This is a genomic window from Massilia sp. 9096 (assembly GCF_000745265.1).
Classification (GTDB): Bacteria; Pseudomonadota; Gammaproteobacteria; order Burkholderiales; family Burkholderiaceae_D; genus Telluria.
The window spans coordinates 4522478-4545787 of the sequence record NZ_JQNN01000001.1 but is presented as its reverse complement, the minus strand read 5'-3'; the positions used below and the strand labels follow the sequence as shown (position 1 = coordinate 4545787).

Annotated in this window: 19 protein-coding genes; 15 read left to right on the top strand and 4 right to left on the bottom strand. The window is 67.4% G+C overall.

Annotated features, from left to right (window positions below; genetic code table 11):
- Window positions 1–8 precede the first annotated feature (8 nt).
- The 5 genes from FA90_RS19650 (at window position 9) to FA90_RS25195 (ending at window position 8051) form a co-directional block, all read left to right on the top strand.
- The gene (locus FA90_RS19650) at window positions 9–1193 is read left to right on the top strand and encodes a TIGR03088 family PEP-CTERM/XrtA system glycosyltransferase (protein WP_036171747.1); all 1185 of its coding nucleotides are present in this window, start codon (window positions 9–11) and stop codon (window positions 1191–1193) included.
- Entirely contained in the window at window positions 1181–3100 is a 1920-nt protein-coding gene (locus FA90_RS19645) for an XrtA/PEP-CTERM system amidotransferase (protein ID WP_036171745.1), read from the top strand. Before FA90_RS19650 ends, FA90_RS19645 begins: the two co-directional genes overlap by 13 nt.
- Window positions 3101–3102: 2 nt before the next feature.
- Window positions 3103–4326, top strand: coding sequence for a TIGR04063 family PEP-CTERM/XrtA system glycosyltransferase (locus tag FA90_RS19640; protein WP_036171741.1), 1224 nt, complete (start codon window positions 3103–3105; stop codon window positions 4324–4326).
- A gap of 153 nt (window positions 4327–4479) precedes the next feature.
- A complete protein-coding gene (locus FA90_RS19635) occupies window positions 4480–5760 on the top strand; it encodes a putative O-glycosylation ligase, exosortase A system-associated (protein ID WP_081933951.1) in 1281 nt (426 codons plus the stop codon).
- Complete coding sequence (locus FA90_RS25195; RefSeq protein ID WP_081933950.1) at window positions 5757–8051, top strand: glycosyltransferase; 2295 nt, start codon at window positions 5757–5759, stop codon at window positions 8049–8051. Before FA90_RS19635 ends, FA90_RS25195 begins: the two co-directional genes overlap by 4 nt.
- A 45-nt stretch (window positions 8052–8096) precedes the next feature.
- On the opposite strand, the gene FA90_RS19620 is transcribed toward FA90_RS25195, so the two are convergent.
- Window positions 8097–9542, bottom strand: coding sequence for an oligosaccharide flippase family protein (locus FA90_RS19620; protein ID WP_036171738.1), 1446 nt, complete (start codon window positions 9540–9542; stop codon window positions 8097–8099).
- A gap of 195 nt (window positions 9543–9737) precedes the next feature.
- On the opposite strand from FA90_RS19620, the gene FA90_RS19615 reads away from it, so the two are divergent.
- From FA90_RS19615 to FA90_RS19600, 4 genes are all read left to right on the top strand, one after another.
- Complete coding sequence (locus FA90_RS19615) at window positions 9738–10715, top strand: glycosyltransferase (RefSeq protein WP_036171735.1); 978 nt, start codon at window positions 9738–9740, stop codon at window positions 10713–10715.
- A 14-nt stretch (window positions 10716–10729) separates the two neighbouring features.
- Entirely contained in the window at window positions 10730–11926 is a 1197-nt protein-coding gene (locus tag FA90_RS19610) for a glycosyltransferase (RefSeq protein ID WP_156116783.1), read from the top strand.
- Complete coding sequence (locus FA90_RS19605; RefSeq protein ID WP_036171729.1) at window positions 11926–13365, top strand: oligosaccharide flippase family protein; 1440 nt, start codon at window positions 11926–11928, stop codon at window positions 13363–13365. Before FA90_RS19610 ends, FA90_RS19605 begins: the two co-directional genes overlap by 1 nt.
- A 150-nt stretch (window positions 13366–13515) precedes the next feature.
- The gene (locus FA90_RS19600; protein WP_051971936.1) at window positions 13516–14406 is read left to right on the top strand and encodes a glycosyltransferase family 32 protein; all 891 of its coding nucleotides are present in this window, start codon (window positions 13516–13518) and stop codon (window positions 14404–14406) included.
- Window positions 14407–14448: 42 nt separating this feature from the next.
- Here FA90_RS19600 and FA90_RS19595 read toward each other — a convergent pair whose 3' ends face one another.
- The 3 genes from FA90_RS19595 to FA90_RS19585 are packed head-to-tail and all read right to left on the bottom strand — an operon-like array spanning window position 14449 to window position 17685.
- A complete protein-coding gene (locus tag FA90_RS19595; protein ID WP_036171726.1) occupies window positions 14449–14859 on the bottom strand; it encodes a hypothetical protein in 411 nt (136 codons plus the stop codon).
- Between the two features lie 10 nt (window positions 14860–14869).
- Window positions 14870–16099: a pyridoxal-dependent decarboxylase, exosortase A system-associated gene (locus FA90_RS19590; RefSeq protein WP_036171723.1), complete on the bottom strand. Its 1230-nt coding sequence runs from the start codon at window positions 16097–16099 to the stop codon at window positions 14870–14872.
- On the bottom strand, window positions 16096–17685 hold the full coding sequence (locus FA90_RS19585) for an acyl-CoA ligase (AMP-forming), exosortase A system-associated (protein ID WP_036171719.1): 1590 nt from the start codon (window positions 17683–17685) through the stop codon (window positions 16096–16098). The genes FA90_RS19590 and FA90_RS19585 overlap by 4 nt, the downstream gene beginning before the upstream one ends.
- A gap of 86 nt (window positions 17686–17771) precedes the next feature.
- On the opposite strand from FA90_RS19585, the gene FA90_RS19580 reads away from it, so the two are divergent.
- The 6 genes from FA90_RS19580 to FA90_RS19555 are packed head-to-tail and all read left to right on the top strand — an operon-like array spanning window position 17772 to window position 23275.
- A complete protein-coding gene (locus FA90_RS19580) occupies window positions 17772–18980 on the top strand; it encodes a DegT/DnrJ/EryC1/StrS family aminotransferase (protein WP_036171717.1) in 1209 nt (402 codons plus the stop codon).
- Window positions 18977–20023 carry a GNAT family N-acetyltransferase gene (locus tag FA90_RS19575; protein ID WP_036171715.1) on the top strand — a complete coding sequence of 349 codons (1047 nt, stop codon included), beginning with the start codon at window positions 18977–18979 and terminating at the stop codon, window positions 20021–20023. The genes FA90_RS19580 and FA90_RS19575 overlap by 4 nt, the downstream gene beginning before the upstream one ends.
- Window position 20024: 1 nt before the next feature.
- Entirely contained in the window at window positions 20025–20273 is a 249-nt protein-coding gene (locus FA90_RS19570) for an acyl carrier protein (protein ID WP_036171713.1), read from the top strand.
- Window positions 20270–21148 (top strand): hydrolase 2, exosortase A system-associated, encoded by an 879-nt coding sequence (locus FA90_RS19565; protein ID WP_081933948.1) that lies wholly within the window; start codon window positions 20270–20272, stop codon window positions 21146–21148. The genes FA90_RS19570 and FA90_RS19565 overlap by 4 nt, the downstream gene beginning before the upstream one ends.
- A complete protein-coding gene (locus FA90_RS19560; RefSeq protein ID WP_239700849.1) occupies window positions 21141–22040 on the top strand; it encodes a hydrolase 1, exosortase A system-associated in 900 nt (299 codons plus the stop codon). Before FA90_RS19565 ends, FA90_RS19560 begins: the two co-directional genes overlap by 8 nt.
- Window positions 22010–23275 carry a glycosyltransferase gene (locus tag FA90_RS19555; protein WP_239700845.1) on the top strand — a complete coding sequence of 422 codons (1266 nt, stop codon included), beginning with the start codon at window positions 22010–22012 and terminating at the stop codon, window positions 23273–23275. The genes FA90_RS19560 and FA90_RS19555 overlap by 31 nt, the downstream gene beginning before the upstream one ends.
- Window positions 23276–23310: the final 35 nt, after the last annotated feature.

Below are 23310 nucleotides of genomic sequence, written 5' to 3'. Positions count from 1 at the left end.
GCCATTTAATGAAAGCAAGAAATCAAGCGCCGCTGGTCGTCCACCTGACCTACTCGCTCGATTACGGTGGGGTAGAAACCCTGATCGTCGAAAGCATCAATCGCATGCCGGCCGACCGCTACCGGCATGCGGTCGTGTGCCTGACGAAGTACACCGATTTCGCCAACAAGATCACCCGGCCGGACGTCGAGCTGTTCTCCCTGCACAAGCCGCCCGGCTTGGCGCTGGCGACGCACGCCAAGTTGTTCAAGCTGCTGCGCCGCCTGCGCCCGGCCATCCTGCACACGTATAACCTGGCAGCGGTCGAATACGCGGCTACGGCCATGCTCGCGGGCGTGCCCGTGCGCGTGCATGCGGAACACGGGCGCGACGCGCGCGACCCACAGGGCTTGAACGCCAAGCACAACCTGCTGCGCCGCCTGCTGGTGCCGGCGATCGACTGCTACGTGCCGGTATCGCTCGACCTGCAGCGTTGGTTGCGCGACGTGGTCGGGATTCCGGACGCGAAGAACCTCCTGATCGACAACGGCGTCGATACCGCGCGCTTCGCACCGGACGCCGGCGCCGCGCCGCCGCCCGGCTGCCCGGACTGGGACGGCTGCTTCGTGATCGGGACCGTAGGACGGGTGCAGGACGTCAAGGACCATGCGACGCTGGTCCACGCTTTTGCCATGTTGCGCGAACGCCTGCCTCAGCATGCGCACCGGCTGCGCCTGGCCATCGCCGGCGACGGCCCGCTGCGTCCGGCCCTGGCCGCCCAGGTCGAGCAGGCCGGCCTGGCCGACCTGGTCTGGCTGGCGGGTGCGCGCAGCGACATCGCGGCGATCATGCAACGCTTTTCGGTGTTCGCGCTGAGCTCGATCGCGGAAGGCACGCCGGTCACGCTGCTTGAAGCCATGGCCTGCGGCCTGCCGATCGTTTCCACGCGCGTGGGCGGCATCCCCGACCTGGTGCCCGAAGGCGTGGCCGGCGCGCTGGTGCCGGCGCAGGATCCGGCTGCGCTGGCCGCCGCGCTGGCGCCTTATGTCACCGATCCGGCGCTGGCCCAGCGCCAGGGTGCGGCGGCGCGCCAACGCATCGAGCAACGCTACAGTATCCAAGCCATGCTCTCTGCCTACCTGTCCCTGTACGATCGCCTGACCGGCGTGAAGCCTCCATTTAACGAACCGATTGAGCAACCATGTGTGGAATAACAGGCATTTTTGACATGCGCGGCGGGCGCGCCATCGACCGCGCCATGCTCGGTCGCATGAACGACTCGCAGTTCCACCGCGGCCCGACCGAAGGCGACCTGCACCTCGAACCGGGCCTGGGCTTCGGCCACCGGCGCCTGTCGATCATCGCGCCCGAAAACGGCCTGCAGCCCTTGTTCAACGAGGACCGCACGGTCGCGCTGGTGTTCAACGGCGAGATCTACAACTTCCGCGCGCTGCGCGCAGAACTGCAAGGCTACGGCCACGAGTTCCGTACCCCGTCCGACAGCGAGACCATCGTCCACGCCTGGGAGCAGTGGGGCGAAGAGTGCGTGCAGCACCTGCGCGGCATGTTCGCTTTCGTGATCTGGGACCGGCCGCGCCAGACCCTGTTCGTCGCGCGCGACCGCCTCGGCATCAAGCCGCTGCATTACGCCGTGCTGCCCGACGGCCAGTTCGTGTTCGGCTCGGAATTGAAATCGCTGTTGACCATTCCCGCCCTGTCGCGCGAGATCGACCCGTTCGCGGTCGAGGAATATTTCGCCTATGGCTACGTGCCCGAGCCGCGCACCATCTTCAAGAGCGCGCACAAGCTGCTGCCAGGCCATACCATGACCCTCAAGGTCGGCGCGACGCGCGTCGAGCAGAAGAAATATTGGGACGTGCCGTTCAAGCCGCACTATGCGATGACCGATCGCGACATCGAAGGCGAACTGATCTCCCGGCTGCGCGAAGCGGTCGAGAGCCACCTCGAAGCCGATGTGCCGCTCGGCGCCTTCCTGTCCGGCGGCGTCGACTCCAGCGCGATCGTGGCGATGATGGCCGGGCTGTCCAAGGATCCGGTCAACTCGTGCTCGATCGCCTTCAACGACCCGGCTTTCGACGAGTCGGAATATGCACGCCAGATCGCCGAGCGCTATCGCACCAGGCACCAGACGGAGGTCGTCGACAAGGACGACTACGGCCTGGTCGACACGCTGGCCCACCTGTACGACGAACCGTATGCCGACAGCTCGGCGATCCCGACCTACCGCGTGTGCGAGCTGGCCAGGAAGGGCGTGACGGTAGCCTTGTCCGGCGATGGCGGCGACGAAAATTTTGCCGGCTACCGCCGTCACCGCATGGCCTTCAACGAGCACCGGGTGCGATCGATGCTGCCGCTGGCGCTGCGCAAACCGGTGTTCGGCCTGCTCGGCGCAGCCTATCCGAAAGCAGACTGGGCGCCGCGCGTGTTCCGCGCCAAGACCACGTTCGAGGCGCTGGCGCGCGATCTGGTCGAAGGCTACTTCCATGGCGTCTCGAAGCTCAACGACCGCGAACGCGACCAGCTGTTCTCCGATAAATTCCGCAGCCAGCTGCAGGGCTACCGCGCGGTCGAGGTCATGCGCGGCTACGCCAAGGAAGCGCCGACCGACGATCCGCTGTCGCTGATCCAATACATCGACATGAAGACCTATCTGCCGGGCGACATTCTGACCAAGGTCGACCGCGCCAGCATGGCGCACGCGCTCGAGGTGCGCGTGCCGCTGCTCGACCACCAGTTCGTGGAATGGGTATCCGGTTTGCCGTCGACCTCCAAGCTGCGCAACGGCGAAGGCAAGTACATCTTCAAAAAGGCGCTCGAGCCCTACCTTGGCAACGACGTCCTGTACCGCAAGAAGATGGGCTTTTCGATTCCGCTCGCGGCCTGGCTGCGCGGGCCGCTGGCCGCGCAGATGAAACAGGCAGTCCTGAATCCGGTGCTGCTCGATACCGGCATCTTCAACCAGCAATATCTGAAACAGATGGTAGACGAACATCAGTCGGGCCTGAAGGACCACAGCGTCGCGCTGTGGGGGGTCCTGATGTTCGAAGCCTTCCTCCGCAAGAACGGCGCCGACGTCGGCGCCCCTACGATGAGCCATTGATCATGCGAGTCCTGCACGTCCTCGACCATTCCATCCCGCTGCACAGCGGCTATACCTTCCGTACCCGTTCGATCCTGCGCGAGCAGCGCGCGCTCGGCTGGGAAACCTTCCACGTCACCGGCTCCAAGCAGCACGCGGGCGATCCGTCCACCGGCGGCATCCTCGAGGAGACCTCGGACGGCCTGCACTTTTATCGCACGCCGTCGACCAACGGCGCACTGAGCAAGCTGCCGGTGTTCAACCAGGTCGAGGTGATCGATGGCCTGTCCAAGCGCCTGGCCGAGATCATCCCGATCGTCAAGCCGGACGTGCTGCACGCGCACTCGCCGTCGCTGAATGCGATCGCCGCGCTGCGCGCCGGTAAGAAATTCGGCATCCCGGTGGTGTACGAAGTGCGCGCCTTCTGGGAAGACGCCGCGGTCGACCACGGCACCAGCAGCGAGAACGGCCTGCGTTACAAGCTCACGCGCGCGCTCGAGACCTATGCCCTGAAACGCGCCGACGCCGTGACCACGATCTGCGAAGGCCTGCGCAAGGACATCGTCGCGCGCGGCATCCCGGCGGACAAGGTCACCGTGATCCCGAACGCGGTCGACATCGACAAGTTCTCGCTGGGCGGCAGCGCCGACCTGCAACTGAAGGACAAGCTCGGCCTGGCCGGCTCGCGCCTGATCGGCTTCATCGGCTCGTTCTATGCCTACGAAGGCCTGGACGTGCTGCTGCGCGCCGTGCCGAAGCTGGCCGCGCGCATGCCGGACCTGCGCGTGCTGCTGGTCGGCGGCGGCCCCCAGGACGCGCAGCTGCGCCAGCTGGCCAAGGATCTGAACATCGAAGACAAGGTCGTGTTCACCGGCCGCGTGCCGCACGACCAGGTCAACAAGTACTACGACATGCTCGACGTGCTGGTCTATCCGCGCCTGTCGATGCGCCTGACCGACCTCGTCACGCCCTTGAAGCCGCTGGAAGCGATGGCGCAGGGCCGCCTCCTGGCCGCGTCCGACGTCGGCGGCCACCTGGAACTGATCGCCGACGGCAAGACCGGCGTGCTGTTCCGCGCCGACGATCCGGATTCGCTGGCCGAGAAGGTTGGCGCGCTGCTCGAGTCGCAACAAAAATGGCCGGCACTGCGCCAGGCGGGCCGCGAATACGTCGAGACCGAGCGAAACTGGCCGGTCAGCGTGGCGCGTTACAAGAAGATTTACGGTCGCCTGAGCAGGGCAGCATGACCCATGCGCGCGTGCCAGCCATGCCGCTCTGCCGCAGGGCAGACGGCCAGCGCACGCGCGCTCCCGTCGAGTACTTGAGCGTGTTATTCTTGATCTTCTGTTCCATCCGCAGCCGCGCTATGAGCGGCGCCCCATCCGGAGCCTTGGCGCGCCATGCGTGACATCCTCGTTAGCCTCATCATATTCGGCTTGTTGCCGTTCTCGTTCAAGCGTCCGGCCGTCGGCGCCTTGCTGTTCACCTGGGTCAGCCTGATGAACCCGCACCGGATGTGCTACGGCTTCGCGTTCAACCTGCCGTTCGCGGCGATCATCGCGATCGTCACCACGATCAGCCTGTTCACCTCGAAGGAACCCAAGAAGCTCCCGATCACGCCGGTCACGATCGCGCTGCTGGTCTTCACTGCCTGGTTCAGCTTCACCAGCCTGTTCGCACTGGAGCCCAACCTGGTCTGGATCGAATGGCATCGCACCAGCAAGGAGTTTTACATGGTGCTGATCACGATGATGGTTCTGAACAACACCAAGGATCTGAAGCTGTTCGTGTGGGTAGTGGCACTGTCGCTCGGCTTGTTCGGCCTCAAGGGCGGATTGTTTACAATCATGTCCGGCGGTAACTTCCGCGTGTACGGCCCATCGGGCAGCTATATCGAGGAAAACAACGGCATGGCGCTGGCGCTGGTGACGACGCTGCCGCTGATCTGGTACGTGCGTTCGCTCGTGAACAACCGCTGGCTACAACACGGCATCACATTGATGACGGTATGCACCGCGGTCGCGGCAATGGGTTCCTATTCGCGCGGCGCGCTGGTCGGCGGTGCCACCATGCTGATTTTCCTGTGGTGGCACAGCCAGAAGAAAGTACAGACCGGTGTCGTACTGGTCATCATGGTGGCGCTGATCATGGCCGTCATGCCCGGGGCCTGGTTCGACCGCATGAACTCGATCGGTACCTACCATGAAGACGATTCGGCGATGGGGCGTATCAACGCCTGGCATTTCGCGATCAACGTAGCCACCCATAACATCCTCGGCGGCGGCTTCAACGTATTTACCCCGCGTATGTTTTATGTGTATGCGCCAGAGCCCACCAACTACCACGTTGCCCACAGCATCTACTTCGAAGTGCTGGGCGACCACGGCTTCATCGGCCTGGGCATCTTCCTGGTGCTGATGGCCTGTGCATGGCGCACCGGCACGCGAGTGTACAAGCATTGCATCAAGCAACCCGAATTGCGCTGGGCGGCGCAGCTGGCGCGCATGTCCCAGGTGGCGATCATCGGTTACGCCGTGAGCGGCGCCTTCCTGTCGCTCGCTTACTTCGACCTGTACTACGACATCATCGTCATTCTGGTGGTGCTCGAGAAGGTTTTACTGCTCCAGAAACAACCTGAACAGGTCCATCTTCCCGCGCGCCCGCTCGCGCAGCCATTATGATGAAGTCATCACCGATCACGGCGGCGCGCGAGGCGTCGCCGTACCCAAGCCGTTCGAACATGTCCAACCCGTCGAGCATGTCGCGAAAAGTCTTTTCGACGATGTCTCCAGCGGGACCGGCCGGCCGGCTGTCGATCATGCTGTTCCATAAGATTCCGCTGCAGGCCGATCCATTGGTGCCGGGCGACATGACCTTCGAGCGCTTCGAGTACCTGCTCGATTTCGTGGCCTCGCATACCAACGTGCTGTCGATGTCGGATGCCGTTGCGGCGCTCCAGCGCGGTAACCTGCCCAGCCGCGCGGTCGCGCTGACGTTCGACGACGGCTATGTCGAATGGATCGACCACGTCGCCCCGGCGCTGCGTCGCCGTAACCTGCCGGCCACCTTTTACGTCACCAGCGGCCAGCTGCAGGGCGAGGCGCTGTGGCATGAGCGCATCACCGCAGCCGTGCGCGCCTTGCCCGACCAGGGTGTGACGCTGCCCTACGGCTTCGGCGGCTACGACCGGCTCGACGCGCTGGACAGTCGCGAACGTCTAGTCGCCAAATTGCACGAACGCCTGAAATACACCTCGCTGGACGAGCGTCTGGACGCCATCGCCCAACTCGAAGCCCAGGCGTGCCGCCCGCTGATCCTGCCGCGCCGCTTCGACGCCGCGGCGGTGCGCTCGCTGCACAGCCAGGGTTTCGAGATCGGCGCGCACACGGTCGACCATCCGATCCTGAACGAGTGTTCGCCGCAGCAAGCGCGCGACGAGATCGGCGGCTGCAAGGATGCGCTGGAAGGGCTCATCGGGGGCCGGGTGGACAGCTTCGCCTACCCGAACGGCCGTCCCGGCACCGACTTCGGCGCGAGCCACGTCGACATCGTCAAGGCCTGCGGTTACAAGTCTGCGGTCACGACCAGCACCGGCGCCGCCTCGGGCCGTTCCGACCCGTTCCAGCTGCCGCGCTTCTCGCCCTGGGGCCGAAGCGGCAACCAGATCACGTTCCAGATGGCGCGTAACCTGCTGACCCGCGCCGCGGCGCTGCCGCCGTCGTCAATCGCCGAGGGTGAGACCGACGTGCGCTGCCTGATGATCGCCAGCACCTTCCCGCCGATTCACGGCGGCTCGGCGGTCGTTTACGAAAACCTGTGCCGGAACATGCCGGCCGGCAGCATCCAGGTGGTGACCGCGCACACCAGCTACATCAACGGCCAGGAGATACAGGGCTGGCGCGAACACGACGGCGATGTCGGCTTTCCGGTCGAGCGCATTTCGCTGCTGCGTCCACGCATGCTGCCGGCACCGGCCAACAGCCTGGTCTCGGCGGCGCGCCTTCTGTTCCAGGATCTGCCGCTGTATGCACGGGCCTTCGTGCGCGCCGCGCGCATGATCCGCAAGCACCGCATCAACGTGGTTTGCATCGGCGAACTGATGTCCGGCAGCGTGCTCGGCATCGCTTTGAAAAAACTGCTTAAAGTGAAGCTGGTGATCTACGTGCATGGCGAGGAAATCACGACCGCCGGCCGTGGGCGCCTGCATGGCAACAAACGCGCGCAATACCTGCAGGCCGCCGACAAGGTGGTGGCCGTCAGCTCCTTCACCTGCGATGCGCTGACCAGCCTGATGGGCATGTCGCCGGACGACATCGTGTTGATTCCGAATGGCGTCGACACCGACCTGTTCACGCCCGGGCCGCGCGACGAAGCACTGATCCGCAAGCACGGCCTGGCCGGCAAGAAGATCGTGCTGACCGTCGGCCGTCTGGTGGCGCGCAAGGGCATTGACATGACGCTGCAGGCAATGGCCCAGCTGGTGCAGAAGCGTCAGGACTTGCATTACCTGGTGGTCGGCGACGGCGAGATGCGCACGCAGCTCGAACACACGATTGCCGAGCTCGGCCTGCAGGATCACGTGACTCTGGTCGGCAAAGTGAGCGACGAAGAACTGCTGGCCTACCTGCGCACCTGCGACTTGTTCGTGATGGCCAATCGCACCATGCCAGATGGCGACACCGAAGGTTTCGGCCTGGTGTTCCGCGAAGCCAATGCCTGCCACAAGCCGGTGGTCGGCGGGCGCGCCGGCGGGGCCGTGGAGGCGGTGCGCGACGGCCACTCCGGCCTGCTGGTGGACGGTTACCAGCCGACCGAAATCGCCGCGGCGATCGACCGCATCCTGTCCGATCCGGCGCTTGCCCAGCGCCTGGCGGACAATGGTCTGCAGCTGGCGCGCGACAACAACACCGTCGCCGTGGCTCGCCAGTTCCTGCGCACCTGCGAACGGCTGGTGGCGCCTCGGAGACGCTGAGCGGCGCTGAGCAATGCCGTCGCCCGGCGCCCGGTAGATAGCTGACTACCCCGGCAGCCGCGCGCGCAGGCCGGCCGCCAGGCCGTGCACTTCTTCCAGCAGCGGATGCCGGGTCAGGCGCAACGCCGCATACCAGACCAGCATCACCGGTGGCACCAGCAATATCACGCGCAGCAGCGGAGACAAGGTGTCCGGCAGCAGGCGCTGCACCAGCGCGCAGGCGGCCGCGCTGGCCAGCGCCAGCAGCGCGCTCGGCGCCAGATCCACCACAAAGCGCATTGGGGAAAGGCCGAGCTGGCGCGCCTGGATCAGCATCGCCACCGGCGCGCTGGCCAGCGTGGCCACGCACACCGCCCATGCAAAACTGGCCAGGCTGCCGTCGAACACCAGCAGCGCCAACAGCACGCGCGCGGCGATCATCGCCAACAAAGGACGCGCGGCCAGCGCCGGCCGGCCGATCGCGGTGAGCGCCGGCGGCAGATACTGAAACAGCATCGCCACCGCCGCCGCCAGCGCCAGCGGCGCCACGGCCGGCACGCAGTCGAGCCAGCGCGGCCCGTACAGCGCACGCACCAGGTCGCCGGCCGCGAGCGCGGTCACGGCGAATGCCGGCCAGCCCAGGCCGGTCAGCAGCGCGGTGGCGCGGCGCAGCAGCGGCGCGATCGCCTCGCCGCGGTGGTGCGCATGCGACAGGTAGGAGATCGCGCCATAGTTGATCGTGGCCCCGGCGACGTAGCTGAACAAGGAAACGGTGGAATTGGCGCGGCTGAACAGGCCGACATGGCGGGCGTTGCCGAGCTTGCCCAGCAGGATGTCCGGCAGCGCATTGTTGAAGGCGTCGGCGCAGTTGGCGGCCAGCGTCGCCGCGCCGAAACCGGCGACGCTGCGCCAGTGCCGCAGCGAGGGCAGCCAGGGCAGCCCGGCCGGGCGCAGATACACGCACACCAGCACGCTGGCGCAGATGTTGATCAGGTTGGCCCAGGCCAGGCTCATGGTGCCGAAACCCAGCCAGGCCAGCAGCAGGCAGCTGGCGCAGTAGGCCAGCGTGCCGGCGGCGGTGATCCAGACCTGCTTGTCGGCCGCCAGCTTGCGGATCAGGATCGACTGGGTGATCGAGCCGAACGGGATCACGACGAAACCGAGCGCGAGCACGCGCATCACCGGCACCATCGCCGGCTCGCCGAACCACATGCCGAGCCAGCCGCTGAGCGCAAACAGCACCAGCGCGATCGACCAGGCCGAGACGAACATCACGCCCATCGCCGAGCGCATCTTGTCCGGCGTGAGGTCGGGCTCGCGCTGGACATAGGTGGCGACGCCGAAATCGCGGAACATATGGGCGATGTTGACGAACACCACCGTCATCGAGAACACGCCGATGTCGCGCGGGCTGAGCATGCGCGCGAGCGCGAGGCTGACGACGAAGTTCAGGAACGCCGAGCCCGACGACGAGAAAAAAGTGATGAGCAGGGAGCGCCGCAGGTCGGCCATGGGGTCTCCGGAAAGAAGGCCCGGCGATTGTACACGCTTGTTCTTGCCGCACCACAATGCAGCACGAGCCGGTTCTAAAGAACGTCGCCGCCTGCGCCACTGTGGCAAAATAGAAATTAACCTAAGCCAAATTAACGGTATGCAACATCTACGCGGCCTTGCGAGGCGGCGTCCAGTAGTTTATTCGGAGAAATCGTGTTCTTTCCCTCCCCCGATGCCGGCGCGATCAGCCTGGTCATCCCCACCTACAACCGGGGTGACCTGATCGGCGAGACCATCGACAGTGCACTGCGCCAGCAGCGTCCCTTCGCCGAAATCATCGTGGTCGACGATGGCTCGACCGATGCGACCGCGGCGGTGCTGGCGAGGTTCGGCGAGCGCATCCGCGTGATCCGCGTCGCCAACGGCGGCGTGCAGCGCGCGCGCAACACCGGCGTGGCGGCGGCGCGCACCGATTGGGTCGCGCTGTGCGACTCGGACGACCTGCTCGACCCGGGCTTTTGTGCCACCCTGGACGATTATCTGCGCACGCAGCCCCCGTGCGATGCGGTTTACTGCAATTTCATCGCCTTCGACGAGAACGGCGACCAGCCGGACAAATTCGGGCAAGCCCCGGCCGGTTTCCTGGACGGCGCACGCAAGAACGGCGCGTTCTGGCAAGACGTGCCGAACCTGTACCTGCGCACGCTCGATTATCAACCGCTGTTCCCGTCCGGCAGCCTGGTGCGCAAATCGACGTATGAAACCATCGGCGGCTACGATCCGCGCTTCAACCGGGTCGGCGCCGAAGACTGGGAATTCATGCTGCGCCTGGCCGCGGCCGCGCGCATCAGCCTGTGCGCCACGCCCCTGGTGCGCGTGCGCAAGCATGCCGGCAACGACTCGCTCGACAATGATCGCCAGGTACGCGGCTGCGTGCAGATCCTCGAGTTCGCGCTCGAGCAGCACGCGTACGCCCAGCGCCACCGCGACGCGATCGAGCGCGGCATCGACGCCCGCCGCCTGCTGCTGTTCGACGGCGCCTTCGCGCGCGGCGAATTCGACCGTGCCGCCGAGCTGCTCGGCCAATTCCGGCGCATGCCCCGCGCGCGCCGCTTCCGGCTCAAGGTGTTCATCACGCGCCTGCCGCGCCTGTTGCGCCAGCCACTGTGGCGCGCGACGCAATCCGCTTGATGCAAAGGCGATCGATGGTTCTTTTTTACGAATTGACTCAACACGGCATGTCGCACGCGCCGTTCACGCGCGCCTTCGTCGAGATGGTGGCGCATGCCAGCCCCGGCGAAGCGCTGACGATCTATGGCAACCCTTCGCACCTCGAGGCCGCGTTCGGCGAACCGAGTGCAGTCCTCGACGGCCGCCTGACGCAGCTGCCCTATCGGACGCCGTCCACCGATCCGCGCGACTTCTGGAAACTGATGGGCGATACGCTGGGTTTCCTGCGCCAGACCTACGGGCCGTTGCGCGCGCAGCAGCCGACGGTGATCTTCCTGACCGGCCAGCCGCACCACATCTGGGCCGCCCGGTTGTACCGCATGATGACGCCGGGCTTCCGCTGTCATCTGGTGCTGCACGGCGACGTGGTCGGCATCCGCTATCCGCGCGCGCGCAACCCGCTGCAGCGGATGCGCGACTACACCACCGCGATCGCGCACCGTAACCACCCGGACGTGCGCTTCATCGCGCTCGAAACCCATATCCGCACCAACATCGGCCTGGAAGTCCCCGGGTCGGCCGACTTCATCGACGTGATCCGCCACCCCTGCATGCCGGCCGATACCGCCTGGCAGACGCTCAACCCGGCCGAGCACGAGCTGCGCTTCGGCCTGCTCGGCATCGCCAGCAAGTCGAAGGGCCTGGACGTGTACGCGCGCCTGGCCCTGCGCGTGCGCCGCGACCTGGCGCGCCGCCCCGAGTTCCGCCTGGTCGGCAAGCTGCAGCGCGGCGGCGAGCAGCTGGACCTGAGCGGCATCGGCGGACCGCTGCCGTTCTCGCACGAGTGGCTGCCGCGCGAGGTGTTCGACAGCGAACTGGCGCGCCTGCACTACGTCGTCCTGCCCTACAACATGGAATACTATGGCTTGTCGGCCAGCGGCGTGCTGCTCGACGTGCTGCGCTGGCGCCGCCCGGTGGTCGCTTTCGACACCCCGGTGATGCGCGAACTGACCGAGCGCTTCGGCGACATCGGCGTGATCTGCCGCGACGAAGCCGAGATGGCGGCTGCGATCGACCGCCTGCTGGTCGAGTTCGACCCGGCGCGCTACGCCCAGCAGCAGCGCAACCTCGACGCAGCCTACCGCAGCCGCCTGCCCGACGCCGCCGCCGGCGAATACCTGGCGATGCGCGGCCCGCGCGGCGCCGCCCAACAAGAATTGAAGGTGGCGTGATGATGCGCAAAAACCTGATCCTGTCGTTCGTCCAGCGCCACCTGCAGCTGCTGGTGAGCGTGGCCTCCGTGATCGTGCTGTCGCGCCTGGTGTCGCCGGAAGAAACCGGTACCTTCTCGATCGGCGTGGCGATCGCCGCGCTGACCCATGCGGTGCGCGACTTCGGCGTCGGCAACTTCCTGATCAAGGAAGCCGAGATCACGATCCAGAAAATCCAGACCGCGTTCACCGTCTCGATGATCATCGCCATCGGCCTGAGCCTGGTGCTGCTCGGGGTGTCGGTGCCGGTCGCGCGCTTTTATGGCAAGCCCGAGATCGCCACCGTGATCTGGCTGACCACGCTCGGCCTCTTGATTTCCCCGCTGTCGACCGTCAACCTGGCGCTGCTGCTGCGCGAGGGCCGCTTCAAGGACATGTTCAAGATCAGCATCGCCAGCGCCTTCGCCAACGCCGGCGTGTCGATCTTCTTCGCCTGGCGCGGCATGGGCGCCACTGCCCTGGCGCTGGGCGCTTTCGCCCAGTCGGCGGCGCTGGTCATCGTGTCGAACCTCCTGATGCGCGACTTCGCGATGTACCGCTTCTCGCTGTCGTACTGGCGCCAGATCTCGCACTTCGGCACGCACATGGCGGTGTCCGGCGTGGCCGATCAGATGGGCGGGCGCGCCAGCGACCTGATCGTCGGCAAGCTGGTCGGCTTTTCCGCCGTCGGCCTGCTGAGCCGTTCGGGCACCCTGATCACGATGGTGCAGGACTCGATGCAGTCCTCCGTCATGCCGGTGATCCTGACCAGCATGGCCGAAGACACGCGCAAGACCGGCAACATCCTGCCGCTGCTGCTCAAGTCGATCTCCTACTTCACCGTGATCATGTGGCCGATCTTTGCCCTGATCTCGATCTACGCGCACGACGCGATCCTGGTGCTGTTCGGCGCCAAGTGGGTCGGCGCCTCGCCTTACACCAGCGTGCTGTGCATCGGCGCCGGCTTCGCGGTGATGAGTTCCTTCACCAGCACCATCTGCAACGTCGCCAACAAGGCGCACCTGCTGTCGCGCTACAGCCTGACGGTGCAAGGCATGCGCGTGCTGCTGGTGGCGGTCGGCGCCGCCATGACCGACCTGATCCGGGTGGTCGAGATGCTGGTGCTGGCCGAGATCATCCAGTGCGTGCTGGCCTTCTTCTGCGTGCGCCAGGCGGTCGCGATCGACGTGCGCCGCATCGTGGCCAACTGCTGGCGCAGCCTGGTCGTGATGGCACTGGTGACCGCTGTGATGCTGCCGCTGTCGAGCGTGCTCGATTACCCGGCGCTGGTGCGCCTGATCGTGGTCGGCATCGCCGGCGTTCTGGCCTGGCTGTGTGCGGTGATGGTGGTGCGCCACCCGATCGCCCAGGAACTGCAGATCATCTACGGCCACATCGCCGGACGCCTGCGGCCGACCTGATCGTGCGCGCCTGCGCTTTTCACGGCGCCGGTCCCGGCCGGCGCCGCCTACCCAGCAGGCGTCACAGCGCACGTTTCTCAATTGTATTTTCTATAATCAATTGCTCGTGTTAATGTAGGTAACTAGAATGATTTCGAACACGGACACCGCATGTCGCTCAAAGCCCTCCTGATACCTCGCCTGAACCAGCCGCCGCGGCGCAGCATCGTGAGCGAGGAGGCGATCGGCACGGCGATTCCGCGCATCATCCATCAGACTTTCTACGACCGCGATCTGCCGCCCGAGCTGCAGGCTAGCACCGAGGCGCTGCGCGCGCGCAATCCGGGCTGGGAGTACCGTTTCTACGACGACGCCGACATCGTCGAGTTCATCCGCACTGCCTATGGCGCGCCGATGCTGGCTGTCTACGAGCGCATCGACAAGCGCTATGGCGCCACCCGCGCCGACCTGTTCCGCTATCTGCTGATGTACAAGGTGGGCGGCGTCTACCTCGACATCAAGAGCAGCGCCACATTGCCGCTCGACAGCGTGCTGCGCGCCGACGACCGCTACCTGCTCTCGACCTGGGGCGACACCGAGGGCCCGAGCGCGACCTGGGGCCGCCACTACGACCTGGACGGCATCCCCGGCGGCGAGTTCCAGCAGTGGTTCATCGCCTGCGCGCCCGGCCATCCGTATCTGAAAGCGGTGATCGACACCGTGATCGCCAACCTCGGCCTGTACGACCCGAGCCTGCACGGCGTCGGCAAGAACGGTGCGCTGCGCACCGCCGGACCGATTCCCTACACGCTGGCGATCCACCGCATCGTGGACCAGCACCCGCACCGCCGCGCCGACTTCAAGACCGAGCTCGGGTTTGAGTACAACGTCTACCGCGACCAGTCGCACCAGACCACCTTCCGCTCGCACTACTCGACCCAGACCGCGTCGATCGTGCGCCTGACCCCGGTCAAGCAGGGCCTGAACCTGGTCTACGGCGTGCTGCAGTACGTGCACGACCGGCGCATGGCGAACCAGCGGCGTGGGCCTTCGGCACAGTGAGCAAAGCGCGATCGGTTGATCACGATCCGCCATGCAGAGATACTAATAAACGACTGCAGCGTCTGCGCTGAAGGTCGGCCTGCCGGATCGACCGGCGCTGCTCAGCGGCACGTAGAACAATAGCGTGCCGATAAAAACGATCACCAGAAAGGCGCGGTATCTCATCCCCGATTGGGCGCAATAGAGTTGTTTCACCAGATACGCCATCGTCCAGAACAAGATCGTTGGCCAAACGATGACACCCAACGTCCCGGCAAATCGACTCATCGTAATGTTGCCAATGAGCAGGAATGCGATCTCGAAACCGATGCCATACAGGCAGTCCCAGACGGCGTTGACATACGCGTCATGCGTGAGATTGAATTCGTACTGGATGACGGGAGCGAGCGGACCGCAGAGATAGGTCACGGCGGAAAACGCTCCCCCCCATAACCAGCCTTTGCGGTTCGCCATGATGCCGGACCTAGACCAAAACTTCGACCGGCGCCGGATGCCCCAGGAAAGCGGTCGGGCTGGCCGACAGGCCGTAGGCGCCCGACTGGAACACCACCACCAGGTCGCCGACTTCCGCGCTGGGCAGCTCCATCCGGTCAGCCAGCACGTCGAGCGGCGTGCACAGCGGGCCGACCACGGACACGGTTTCGAGCGCCTCGGCGCCGACACGGTTGCCGATCGCGGCCGGGTAATTCTTGCGGATCACCTGGCCGAAGTTGCCCGATGCCGCCAGGTGGTGGTGCAGGCCGCCGTCGGTGATCAAGAACACCTGGCCGCGCGAGACTTTTTTATCGACCACACGCGCCACGTACACGCCGGCCTCGCCGACGAAGTAGCGGCCCGCCTCGACCGACACGCGCGCATCGCCCAGGCGCGCACGCACGCACGCGAGCCACCCGTCCAGGTTGGCGCCGATGGGCGCCAGGTCGAGCCGCGCCTCGCCCGGAAAATACGGGATGCCGAAGCCGGCGCCGAGGTTCAGCATCTGCGGCGCGAAATCGCACTCGTCCGCCAGGCGCAGCGCCAGCTCGAAACTTTGCGCGTGGGCGTCGACGATCGCCTCGGCCCTCAAACTTTGCGAGCCGGCGAAGATGTGCAGGCCGAGCGGCTCGATGCCGAGCGCGCGCAACTGGGCCACGGCGGCGGGGATCGCTTCCGCGTCGATGCCGAACGGCTTGGCGCCGCCGCCCATGCGCATGCCGGACGCCTTCAGCTCGAAATCCGGGTTCACACGCAGCACCACGCGCGGGGCGATGCCGAGCGACTCCGCTTCGCTTGCGATGCGCGCGATCTCGCCGCTCGATTCGGCGTTGATGCACACGCCGCTGGCGATCGCGCGGCGCAGCTCATGGGTCCCCTTGCCGGGGCCGGCGAAGGTGATGTGGCTCGCATCGAACCCGGTGTCCAGCGCGGTTTTGAGTTCGCCGGCCGAGGCCACATCTAAACCATCGGCGAGCGTCGCCATGTGCTGGACCACGGCCGGCATCGGATTGGCCTTGATCGAGAAATGCAGCTGGATCGCCTCCGGCAGCGCCGCGCGCACGGCTTTTACGCGCGCGCTGATGAGGGCGCGGTCGTAGGCGTAGAACGGGGTGCTGCCGACGCGTTCGGCCAGGCGGGTCAGCGGGACGCCGCCGACCTGCAGTTCGCCGTCGACGGCCGGGAAGTGAAGTTGCGGGGCGTGGACGGGCTTGTTCATGCGGCGTTACCAGTGTCGAAAATATCCAAATAAGCCGTGCGCAGGGTCGGGCGGTCGATCTTGCCGTTCGGGTTGCGCGGGAAAGCGTCGATGCGCAAAGCGATGTGGGCCGGCACCATGTAGGCCGGCATGCGGCGCTGGCATTCCTTGAGCAGCATCGCCTGGCTGGTGCCCTCGGGCGCGACCGCCAGCAGGACGACTGCCTGGCCCAGTTCCGGATGCGGCACGCCGAAGGCCACCGCTTCCTCGACCAGGCCGGTGGCGTACGCCAGCTCCTCGACCTCGGTCGGGCTGATGCGGTAGCCGGACACCTTGATCAGATCGTCGGTGCGGCCGACGAAGTACAGGTAGCCCTCGGCGTCGCGCCGCACGGTGTCGCCCGACCACACCGCCATCTCGGTCAGCGGCAGGGCCGGGTCGTGGCCGGGCACGGGCTTGAAGCGCTCGGCGGTCTTGGCCGGATCGTTCCAGTAGCCCAGCGCCACCAGCGCGCCGCGGTGCACCAGCTCGCCCGGTTCACCCACTTCGCAGGGCGTGCCGTCGGGGCGCACCACCATCACCTCGGCGTTCGGGATCGCGCGCCCGATCGAATCGGGGCGGCGCTCGACCTCGGACGGCGGCAGGTAAGTCGAGCGGAACGCTTCGGTCAGGCCGTACATCAGGAACACCTGCGCCTTCGGCAGCGCGGCGCGCAAGGCGGCCAGCGTCGCGCCGGGCATGGCGCCGCCCGAATTGGTGATGTAGCGCAGCGGGCAGTCGGCCGGCCACGGCAGGCGCGCCAGCTGGGCCCACAGCGGCGGCACCGCGGCCAGGCCGGTGATGCCTTCGTTCCGCACGGCGCTGACGATGTCGCGCGCGAACAGGTGGTTCATCAGCACGACCGAGGCGCCGGTGAGGAAAGCGCAGGTCAGCTGGCTCAGGCCGTAATCGAAACTGAGCGGCAGCACGGCCAGCAGGCGGTCGCGCGGCGTGATGTCGAGATAGCTGGCCACGCTGCGGGCGCCGGCCACCATGTTCCGGTGCGACAGCACCACGCCCTTCGGCTTGCCGGTCGAGCCGGAGGTGTACAGGATCGCGGCGACGTCGGCATCGATGCGGCGCGGCGGCGCGTCCGGCGCCAATGCGGCGGCTTGCAAGGCGCCTTCCCAGTCGGCCAGCTCGACCCCGGCCGGCAGCGCATGCTCGCCCTTCAAGCCGGTGGCCAGCACCGCGCGCAGGTCCGGGCAATCGGCCAGCGCCGGCGCCAGCGCGCTCAAGCGCTCGTTCGACGTCACCAGCACGCGCACGTTGCAGTCGGCCAGGATGTGCGCGACCTGCTCGGGTTTCAGCAGCGGGTTGACCGGCACGAACACGCAGCCGGCCAGTGCGGCGCCGAACAGCGCGGCCACGTTCTCGATGCGCTTTTCCAGGAACACGGCGACCCGTTCGCCCGGCGCGCGCCGGCGCACGCCCAGCGCCTGCGCAGCCGCGCGCACGGCCTCGGCCAGCGCCGCATAGTCGAGGCGGGCGCTTCCATAGGCCAGCGCCGGCGCCTGCGGCGTGCGCGCCGCCGAGGTGAAAATGAAGTCGTGGACCAGGTCGCTCATGGAATCGTGTTGCAGTGCGAATAGGCCGCAATGTTACCATTTCACTTGCGAAACAAGGCACAATACGACCGAACACACCCTACATCATGCCAGCATCCTCCACCGTCCTGCCCACGCCACCGGCGCGGCCCCTCGTGCCGCTCGCCCCGGTGCTGTCGTGCGCGTCGTTCGGACGGGCCGCAGCGGGTGCGCGCAGCCTGCCGAGCGTGCTCGACGCGGGCGTGCCGTACGCGGTCACCAGCGGGCGCATCGCGCTGGCGCTGGCGCTGCGCGCGCTCGGCGTCCAGGCCGGCGACACGGTGCTGCTGCCGGCCTACCACAGCCTGTCGATGGTGCCGCCGGTGCTGTGGCGCGGCGCCACGCCGGTGTTTTATAAAGTCGGTATCGACACGCAGGTCGACCTGGACGACATCGCCCGGCATCTGGGGCCGAAGCTGAAGGCTTTGGTCGTCACGCACTACTTCGGCTTCCCGCAGGACCTGACCGCGATCCGCAGCTTTTGCGACCGCCACGGCCTGGCCCTGGTCGAGGATTGCGCCCACTGCTTCTTCGGCGAGCATGCCGGGCGCCCGGTCGGCTCGTTCGGCGACTACGCGATCGCCAGCAGCATGAAATTCTTCCCGGCCTACGACGGCGGCGTGCTGGTGGCGCGGCGTCCGCTGGATATGAACTTGCACTCGGCCGGCGCCGGCTTCGAGATCAAGGCGCTGCTCAACACGCTGGAACTGGGCTTTGCCTACGGCCGCCTGCCGCTGCTGCGCGCCGTTCTGGCGCCGGCCTTGACGGCGAAGGATGGGCTGTGGCGTGGGCTGAAACGCCTGCGCGCGCATGAGAAACCGGTGCAGCGCCTGGCGCCGGCATCGTCCGAGAGCGGCACCGAATTCGATCCGGCCTGGGTCGACAAGCGTGCCTCGTGGTGCGCGCGCCGCCTGCTGCGCATGGTGTCCGGCGATCGCATCGTCGAACGCCGGCGCGCCCACTACCGCCAGCTGGAGGGCGCCTTGCGCGACCTGCCCGGCTCCCGCCCGCTGTTCGCGCACCTGCCGGACGGCGCCTGCCCCTGGCTGTTTCCGCTGCTGGTCGACGATCCGGAACCGGCCTTCGCGCGCCTGTGCGCGTGGGGCGTGCCGGTGACGCGCTTTGCCTCGAGCCTGTGGCCGGGCGTCGATGCCACGACCTGCGCGGCCAGTAGCCGCCTGTCGCGCCAGGTGCTGGCTTTCCCGGTACACCAGGAGCTGCGCGCCGACGAAGTCGACTGGCTGGTCGCGCGCGTGCGCGAGGCGGTGCAGCCATGAAGTGGACCGTCGTTCCCGCCGCCCGCTTCGCCGAGTACGCCGCGCGCTGGGCTACCCTGAACCAGGCCGGACCGGCCGCGCCGATGCTGGCCCCGAGCTTCGTCGCCAGCCTGCTTGATAACTTCGGCGTCGGCGCCGAGCTGCTGGCCTTCTGCGAAGACGCTGGCGCCACCTGCGCCGCCGCCGTGCTGGCGCCGCAGGGTCCGGGCCGCTGGGCGACCTTCCAGCCGGCCCAGGCGCCGGTCGGGCTGTGGCTGCAGCGCCCCGGTCTGGAGCAGGCCGCGCTGGCCGCCAGCCTGATGCGCGCCCTGCCCGGTTTCACCCTGCTGCTGGCGCTGACCCAGTGCGACCCGCTGCTGGCGCCGCGCCCACCCGACGACGAGCGCGTGCGCACGCTGGCCTACATCGACACCGCACGCATCGACGTCGACGCCGACGGCGGTTTCGACGCATACTGGCGGGCGCGCGGCAAGAACCTGCGCAGCAACCTGAAAAAACAGCGCAACCGGCTGGCGGCGGACGGCGTGGTCACGCGGCTGGAAACGCTGACGCTGGAAGCCGACATGGCCGGCGCCGTGCGCGACTACGGTCGCCTGGAAAGCGCCGGCTGGAAGGCCGGCAGCGGCAGCGCGGTCGACGCCGGCAACGCCCAGGGCCGCTTTTATACGCAGATGCTGGAAGCATTCGCACGCAACGGCCAGGCGCGGGTCTACCGCTACCGGTTCGGTGAGCGGCTGGTGGCGATGGATTTGTGCATCCACGAGCGCGACTGCATCGTGATCCTGAAGACCGCCTACGACGAGTCGGTGCCTTCGAGCCTGTCGCCGGCGCTGCTGATGCGCGAGGAAGCCGTGCGCGGACTGTTCGACGAAGGCAGTTTCGGGCGCATCGAATTTTACGGGAGGGTGATGGAATGGCACACGCGCTGGACGGACGCGGTGCGCACTCTTTACCATCTCAACCTTTACCGCTGGCCGCTGCTCACGCGCACCCATGCCCTGCTGCAGGCGCGCGCGGCGGCCACGACGAACAACGGAGCATGACATGTACCTGGACCAAACGAGAGATCTGTTGACCGACACGCTGAACCTGGGCGAGGCCGGCAAGCACCTGACGGCCGAGTCGCCGCTGCTGGGCGCTCTGCCCGAGCTCGACTCGATGGCGGTGGTGACCCTGATCGCGGCGATGGAAGACCGTTTCGGGATCATGATCGACGACGACGATATCAGCGCCAGCACCTTCGAGACGCTGGGCAGCCTGGCTGCTTTCGTGGAACAGAAAAGCGCACAATGACCTCCTCGATCGCGTCCTGCGCCGAGAATTTCTTCCTGCCGGCCACGGCGGGGCAGCGCTATTGCATGTACCACCCGGCCGCTGGCCTGCCGAAAGCGGCGCTGCTGTACGTGGCGCCGTTCGGCGAAGAGATGAACCGCACGCGCCGCGCTGCTGCGCTTCAGGCGCGCGCGCTGGCGTTGCAGGGGGTCGCGGTGCTGCAGATCGATTTATATGGCAGCGGCGACAGCGACGGCGAATTCCGCGACGCCAGCTGGCAGACCTGGAAGCAGGATCTCGCCTTGGCCCACGCCTGGCTGGCGGCCAAAACCGGGCGCGCGGTCGGCCTGTGGGGCATTCGCCTGGGCGCGCTGCTGGCGCTCGACTACGCCGCGAGCGCCGCGCTGCCGGTGGCGCGCTTCGTGTTCTGGCAGCCGGTGCTGCGTGGCGCGGTCTACCTGAACCAGTTGCTGCGCCTGCGCCTGGCGGGCGAGATGCTGGCCGGCGGCGCCGCCGTCGACAGCCGCCAGCTGCGCGCCGCGCTGCGCGAGCAGGCCCAGGAAATCGGCGGCTACGATATCTCTCCGGCCATGGCCGACGCCATCGAGTCGCTCGACGCCGGCAAGCTGGCGGCGCCGGATGCGCCGGTGCACTGGTTCGAGGTGGTGGCCGATGCCGAGCGCCCGGCGCCGCCGCCGGCGCTGCAGCTGGCCGACAGCTGGCGCGCGCGCGGCGTGCAGGTCGCGCTGCAGGCGGTGCCGGACCAGCCCTGCTGGGCCACTCAGGAAATCGCCGAATGCCCTCAGCTGCGCGCAGCGACCACCGCGGCCATCATCGGAGCAATCGAAGCCGCCGCAAGCAAGGCTGCTGCCACGGCGGAGGCGCGCAATGCCTGATGCGATGGCCGGCGCAGTGAACGCCACGGCGCACGAACGCGCGGTCGCCTTCGATTGCCAGGGCGAGCGCCTGTACGGCGTGATCAGCCTGCCGCCGAACACCGCCGGCAAGGCATCTACGCGCGGCGTGCTGATCGTGGTCGGCGGGCCGCAGTACCGCGCCGGCAGCCATCGCCAGTTCACGCTGCTGGCGCGCAGCCTGGCCGCGCGCGGCATCGCGGCGATGCGCTTCGACTACCGCGGCATGGGCGACAGCGAAGGCGAGCTGCGCGACTTCGAAACCGTGCAGGACGACCTGCGCGCCGCGCTCGACTGCTTTTACGCGCAAGTGCCGACGCTTGACGCGGTCGCGCTGTGGGGCCTGTGCGACGGCGCCTCGGCGATCTCGTTCTACGCCGCCGGCGACGCGCGCGTGCGCGGCGTGGCGCTGCTCAATCCCTGGGTGCGCACCGAGGGCGGCGCGGCCAAGGCCACCATCAAGCATTACTACCGCGCGCGCCTGTTCGAGCGCGAATTCTGGCTCAAGATCCTGCGCGGCCGTTTCAACTATGGCGCAGCGCTGGCCTCGGCCTTGAAACTGGTGCGCAGCGCGCTACGCCGGCCGCAAGCAGGTGGCAACGCCGCCGCGGTGGCCGATTCCGGGCCGCTGCCCACGCGCATGCGCGAGGGTTTGGCCCGTTTCGACGGTCGCATCCTGGTGATGCTGAGCGGCGCCGATCTCACCGCCCAGGAATTCGGCGACCTGGCCGACGGCGACGCCGCCTGGCGCCGTCTGCTGGACAAGCCGGGCGTCACACGGCATCACCTGCCCGGCGCCGACCACACCTGCTCGCGCCGCGCCTGGCACGACCAGGTGGTCGATTGGACCTCCGACTGGATGCGCGCCTGGTGAACCATCGAAAAGTCCTGATGGTGGCCTTCCACTTCCCGCCCCAGCGCGGCAGCAGCGGCATCCAACGCACCCTGAAATTCGCCCACTACCTGCCGTCGCTCGGCTGGCAGCCGCTGGTGCTGAGCGCCCGGCCGCGCGCCTACCTCGACGCCGGCGGCGCCCCCTACGACGGCCCGGCCGAGGTGACGCGCGCGTTCGCCCTCGACAGCGCGCGCCATCTGGCGCTGCGCGGACGCTACCTGCAGCTGCTGGCCCTGCCCGACCGCTGGGTCAGCTGGTGCCTGGGCGCGATCCCGGCCGGCTTGAAGATCGTACGCCGCGCGCGCCCGAGCGTGCTGTGGTCGACCTACCCGATCGCCAGCGCCCACCTGATCGGCCTGGCGCTGCACCGCCTTACCGGACTGCCGTGGATCGCAGACCTGCGCGATCCGATGATCGACGACGCCTACCCGACCGACCCCTTGATGCGCAAAGCCGTGGCCTGGGTCGAGCGCCAGACCGTGCGCCACGCCACCCGCATCGTCTGCACCACGCCGGGTGCGGTGCGCAGCTACCGGCTGCGCTATCCCGAGCTGCCGCCCGAGCGCTTTCGACTGATCGAGAACGGCTACGACGAGGAAGAGTTCACGCACGCGGTGGCGCAGGCGCGGCCGGCCGACGCCCCGTTCACGCTGCTGCACAGCGGGATCGTCTACCCGTCCGAGCGAGACCCGCGTCCGCTGTTCGCCGCGCTCGGCCAGCTCAAACGCGCAGGTAAATTGAATGCCGCGGGCTTTCGCCTGGTACTGCGCGCGTCGGTGCACGAAGACTTGCTGCGGCGCCTTGCTGCCGAGCATGGTATCGGCGACCTGGTCGAGATCGCGCCGGCCCTGCCCTACCGCGCGGCGCTGGCCGAGATGCTGGGCGCCGACGGCCTGCTGCTGCTGCAGGCCGCGAACTGCAACGACCAGGTGCCGGCCAAGCTGTACGAATACCTGCGCGCCAGCCGCCCGGTGCTGGCCCTGACCGACCCGGCCGGCGACACCGCCGCGCTGATGCAGGCGGCCGCGATCGACACCGTCGCCCCGCTCGACGATGCCGGCGCCATCGCGGCGGCTTTGATACGCTTCCTCGGCCTCGCGCACGACGGGCGCGCGCCGGTGGCCGCGCCTGCGTTCGTGCGCGCCCAGGCGCGCGAGGCCCGCACCGCCCAGCTGGCGGCGCTGCTGGACGAAGTGGCGCGCACGGCGGCCTGAGGCCGGCGCTCCACAAAATCATCAAATATTTACGA

Excerpts from the sequence above, each read along its gene's own strand:
- FA90_RS19650 (WP_036171747.1), top strand. The coding sequence starts at position 9 with ATGAAAGCAAGAAATCAAGCGCCGCTGGTCGTCCACCTGACCTACTCG.
- FA90_RS19645 (WP_036171745.1), top strand. The coding sequence starts at position 1,181 with ATGTGTGGAATAACAGGCATTTTTGACATGCGCGGCGGGCGCGCCATC.
- FA90_RS19640 (WP_036171741.1), top strand. The coding sequence starts at position 3,103 with ATGCGAGTCCTGCACGTCCTCGACCATTCCATCCCGCTGCACAGCGGC.
- FA90_RS19635 (WP_081933951.1), top strand. The coding sequence starts at position 4,480 with ATGCGTGACATCCTCGTTAGCCTCATCATATTCGGCTTGTTGCCGTTC.
- FA90_RS25195 (WP_081933950.1), top strand. The coding sequence starts at position 5,757 with ATGATGAAGTCATCACCGATCACGGCGGCGCGCGAGGCGTCGCCGTAC.
- FA90_RS19620 (WP_036171738.1), bottom strand. The coding sequence starts at position 9,542 with ATGGCCGACCTGCGGCGCTCCCTGCTCATCACTTTTTTCTCGTCGTCG.
- FA90_RS19610 (WP_156116783.1), top strand. The coding sequence starts at position 10,730 with ATGGTTCTTTTTTACGAATTGACTCAACACGGCATGTCGCACGCGCCG.
- FA90_RS19605 (WP_036171729.1), top strand. The coding sequence starts at position 11,926 with ATGATGCGCAAAAACCTGATCCTGTCGTTCGTCCAGCGCCACCTGCAG.
- FA90_RS19600 (WP_051971936.1), top strand. The coding sequence starts at position 13,516 with ATGTCGCTCAAAGCCCTCCTGATACCTCGCCTGAACCAGCCGCCGCGG.
- FA90_RS19595 (WP_036171726.1), bottom strand. The coding sequence starts at position 14,859 with ATGGCGAACCGCAAAGGCTGGTTATGGGGGGGAGCGTTTTCCGCCGTG.
- FA90_RS19590 (WP_036171723.1), bottom strand. The coding sequence starts at position 16,099 with ATGAACAAGCCCGTCCACGCCCCGCAACTTCACTTCCCGGCCGTCGAC.
- FA90_RS19585 (WP_036171719.1), bottom strand. The coding sequence starts at position 17,685 with ATGAGCGACCTGGTCCACGACTTCATTTTCACCTCGGCGGCGCGCACG.
- FA90_RS19580 (WP_036171717.1), top strand. The coding sequence starts at position 17,772 with ATGCCAGCATCCTCCACCGTCCTGCCCACGCCACCGGCGCGGCCCCTC.
- FA90_RS19575 (WP_036171715.1), top strand. The coding sequence starts at position 18,977 with ATGAAGTGGACCGTCGTTCCCGCCGCCCGCTTCGCCGAGTACGCCGCG.
- FA90_RS19570 (WP_036171713.1), top strand. The coding sequence starts at position 20,025 with ATGTACCTGGACCAAACGAGAGATCTGTTGACCGACACGCTGAACCTG.
- FA90_RS19565 (WP_081933948.1), top strand. The coding sequence starts at position 20,270 with ATGACCTCCTCGATCGCGTCCTGCGCCGAGAATTTCTTCCTGCCGGCC.
- FA90_RS19560 (WP_239700849.1), top strand. The coding sequence starts at position 21,141 with ATGCCTGATGCGATGGCCGGCGCAGTGAACGCCACGGCGCACGAACGC.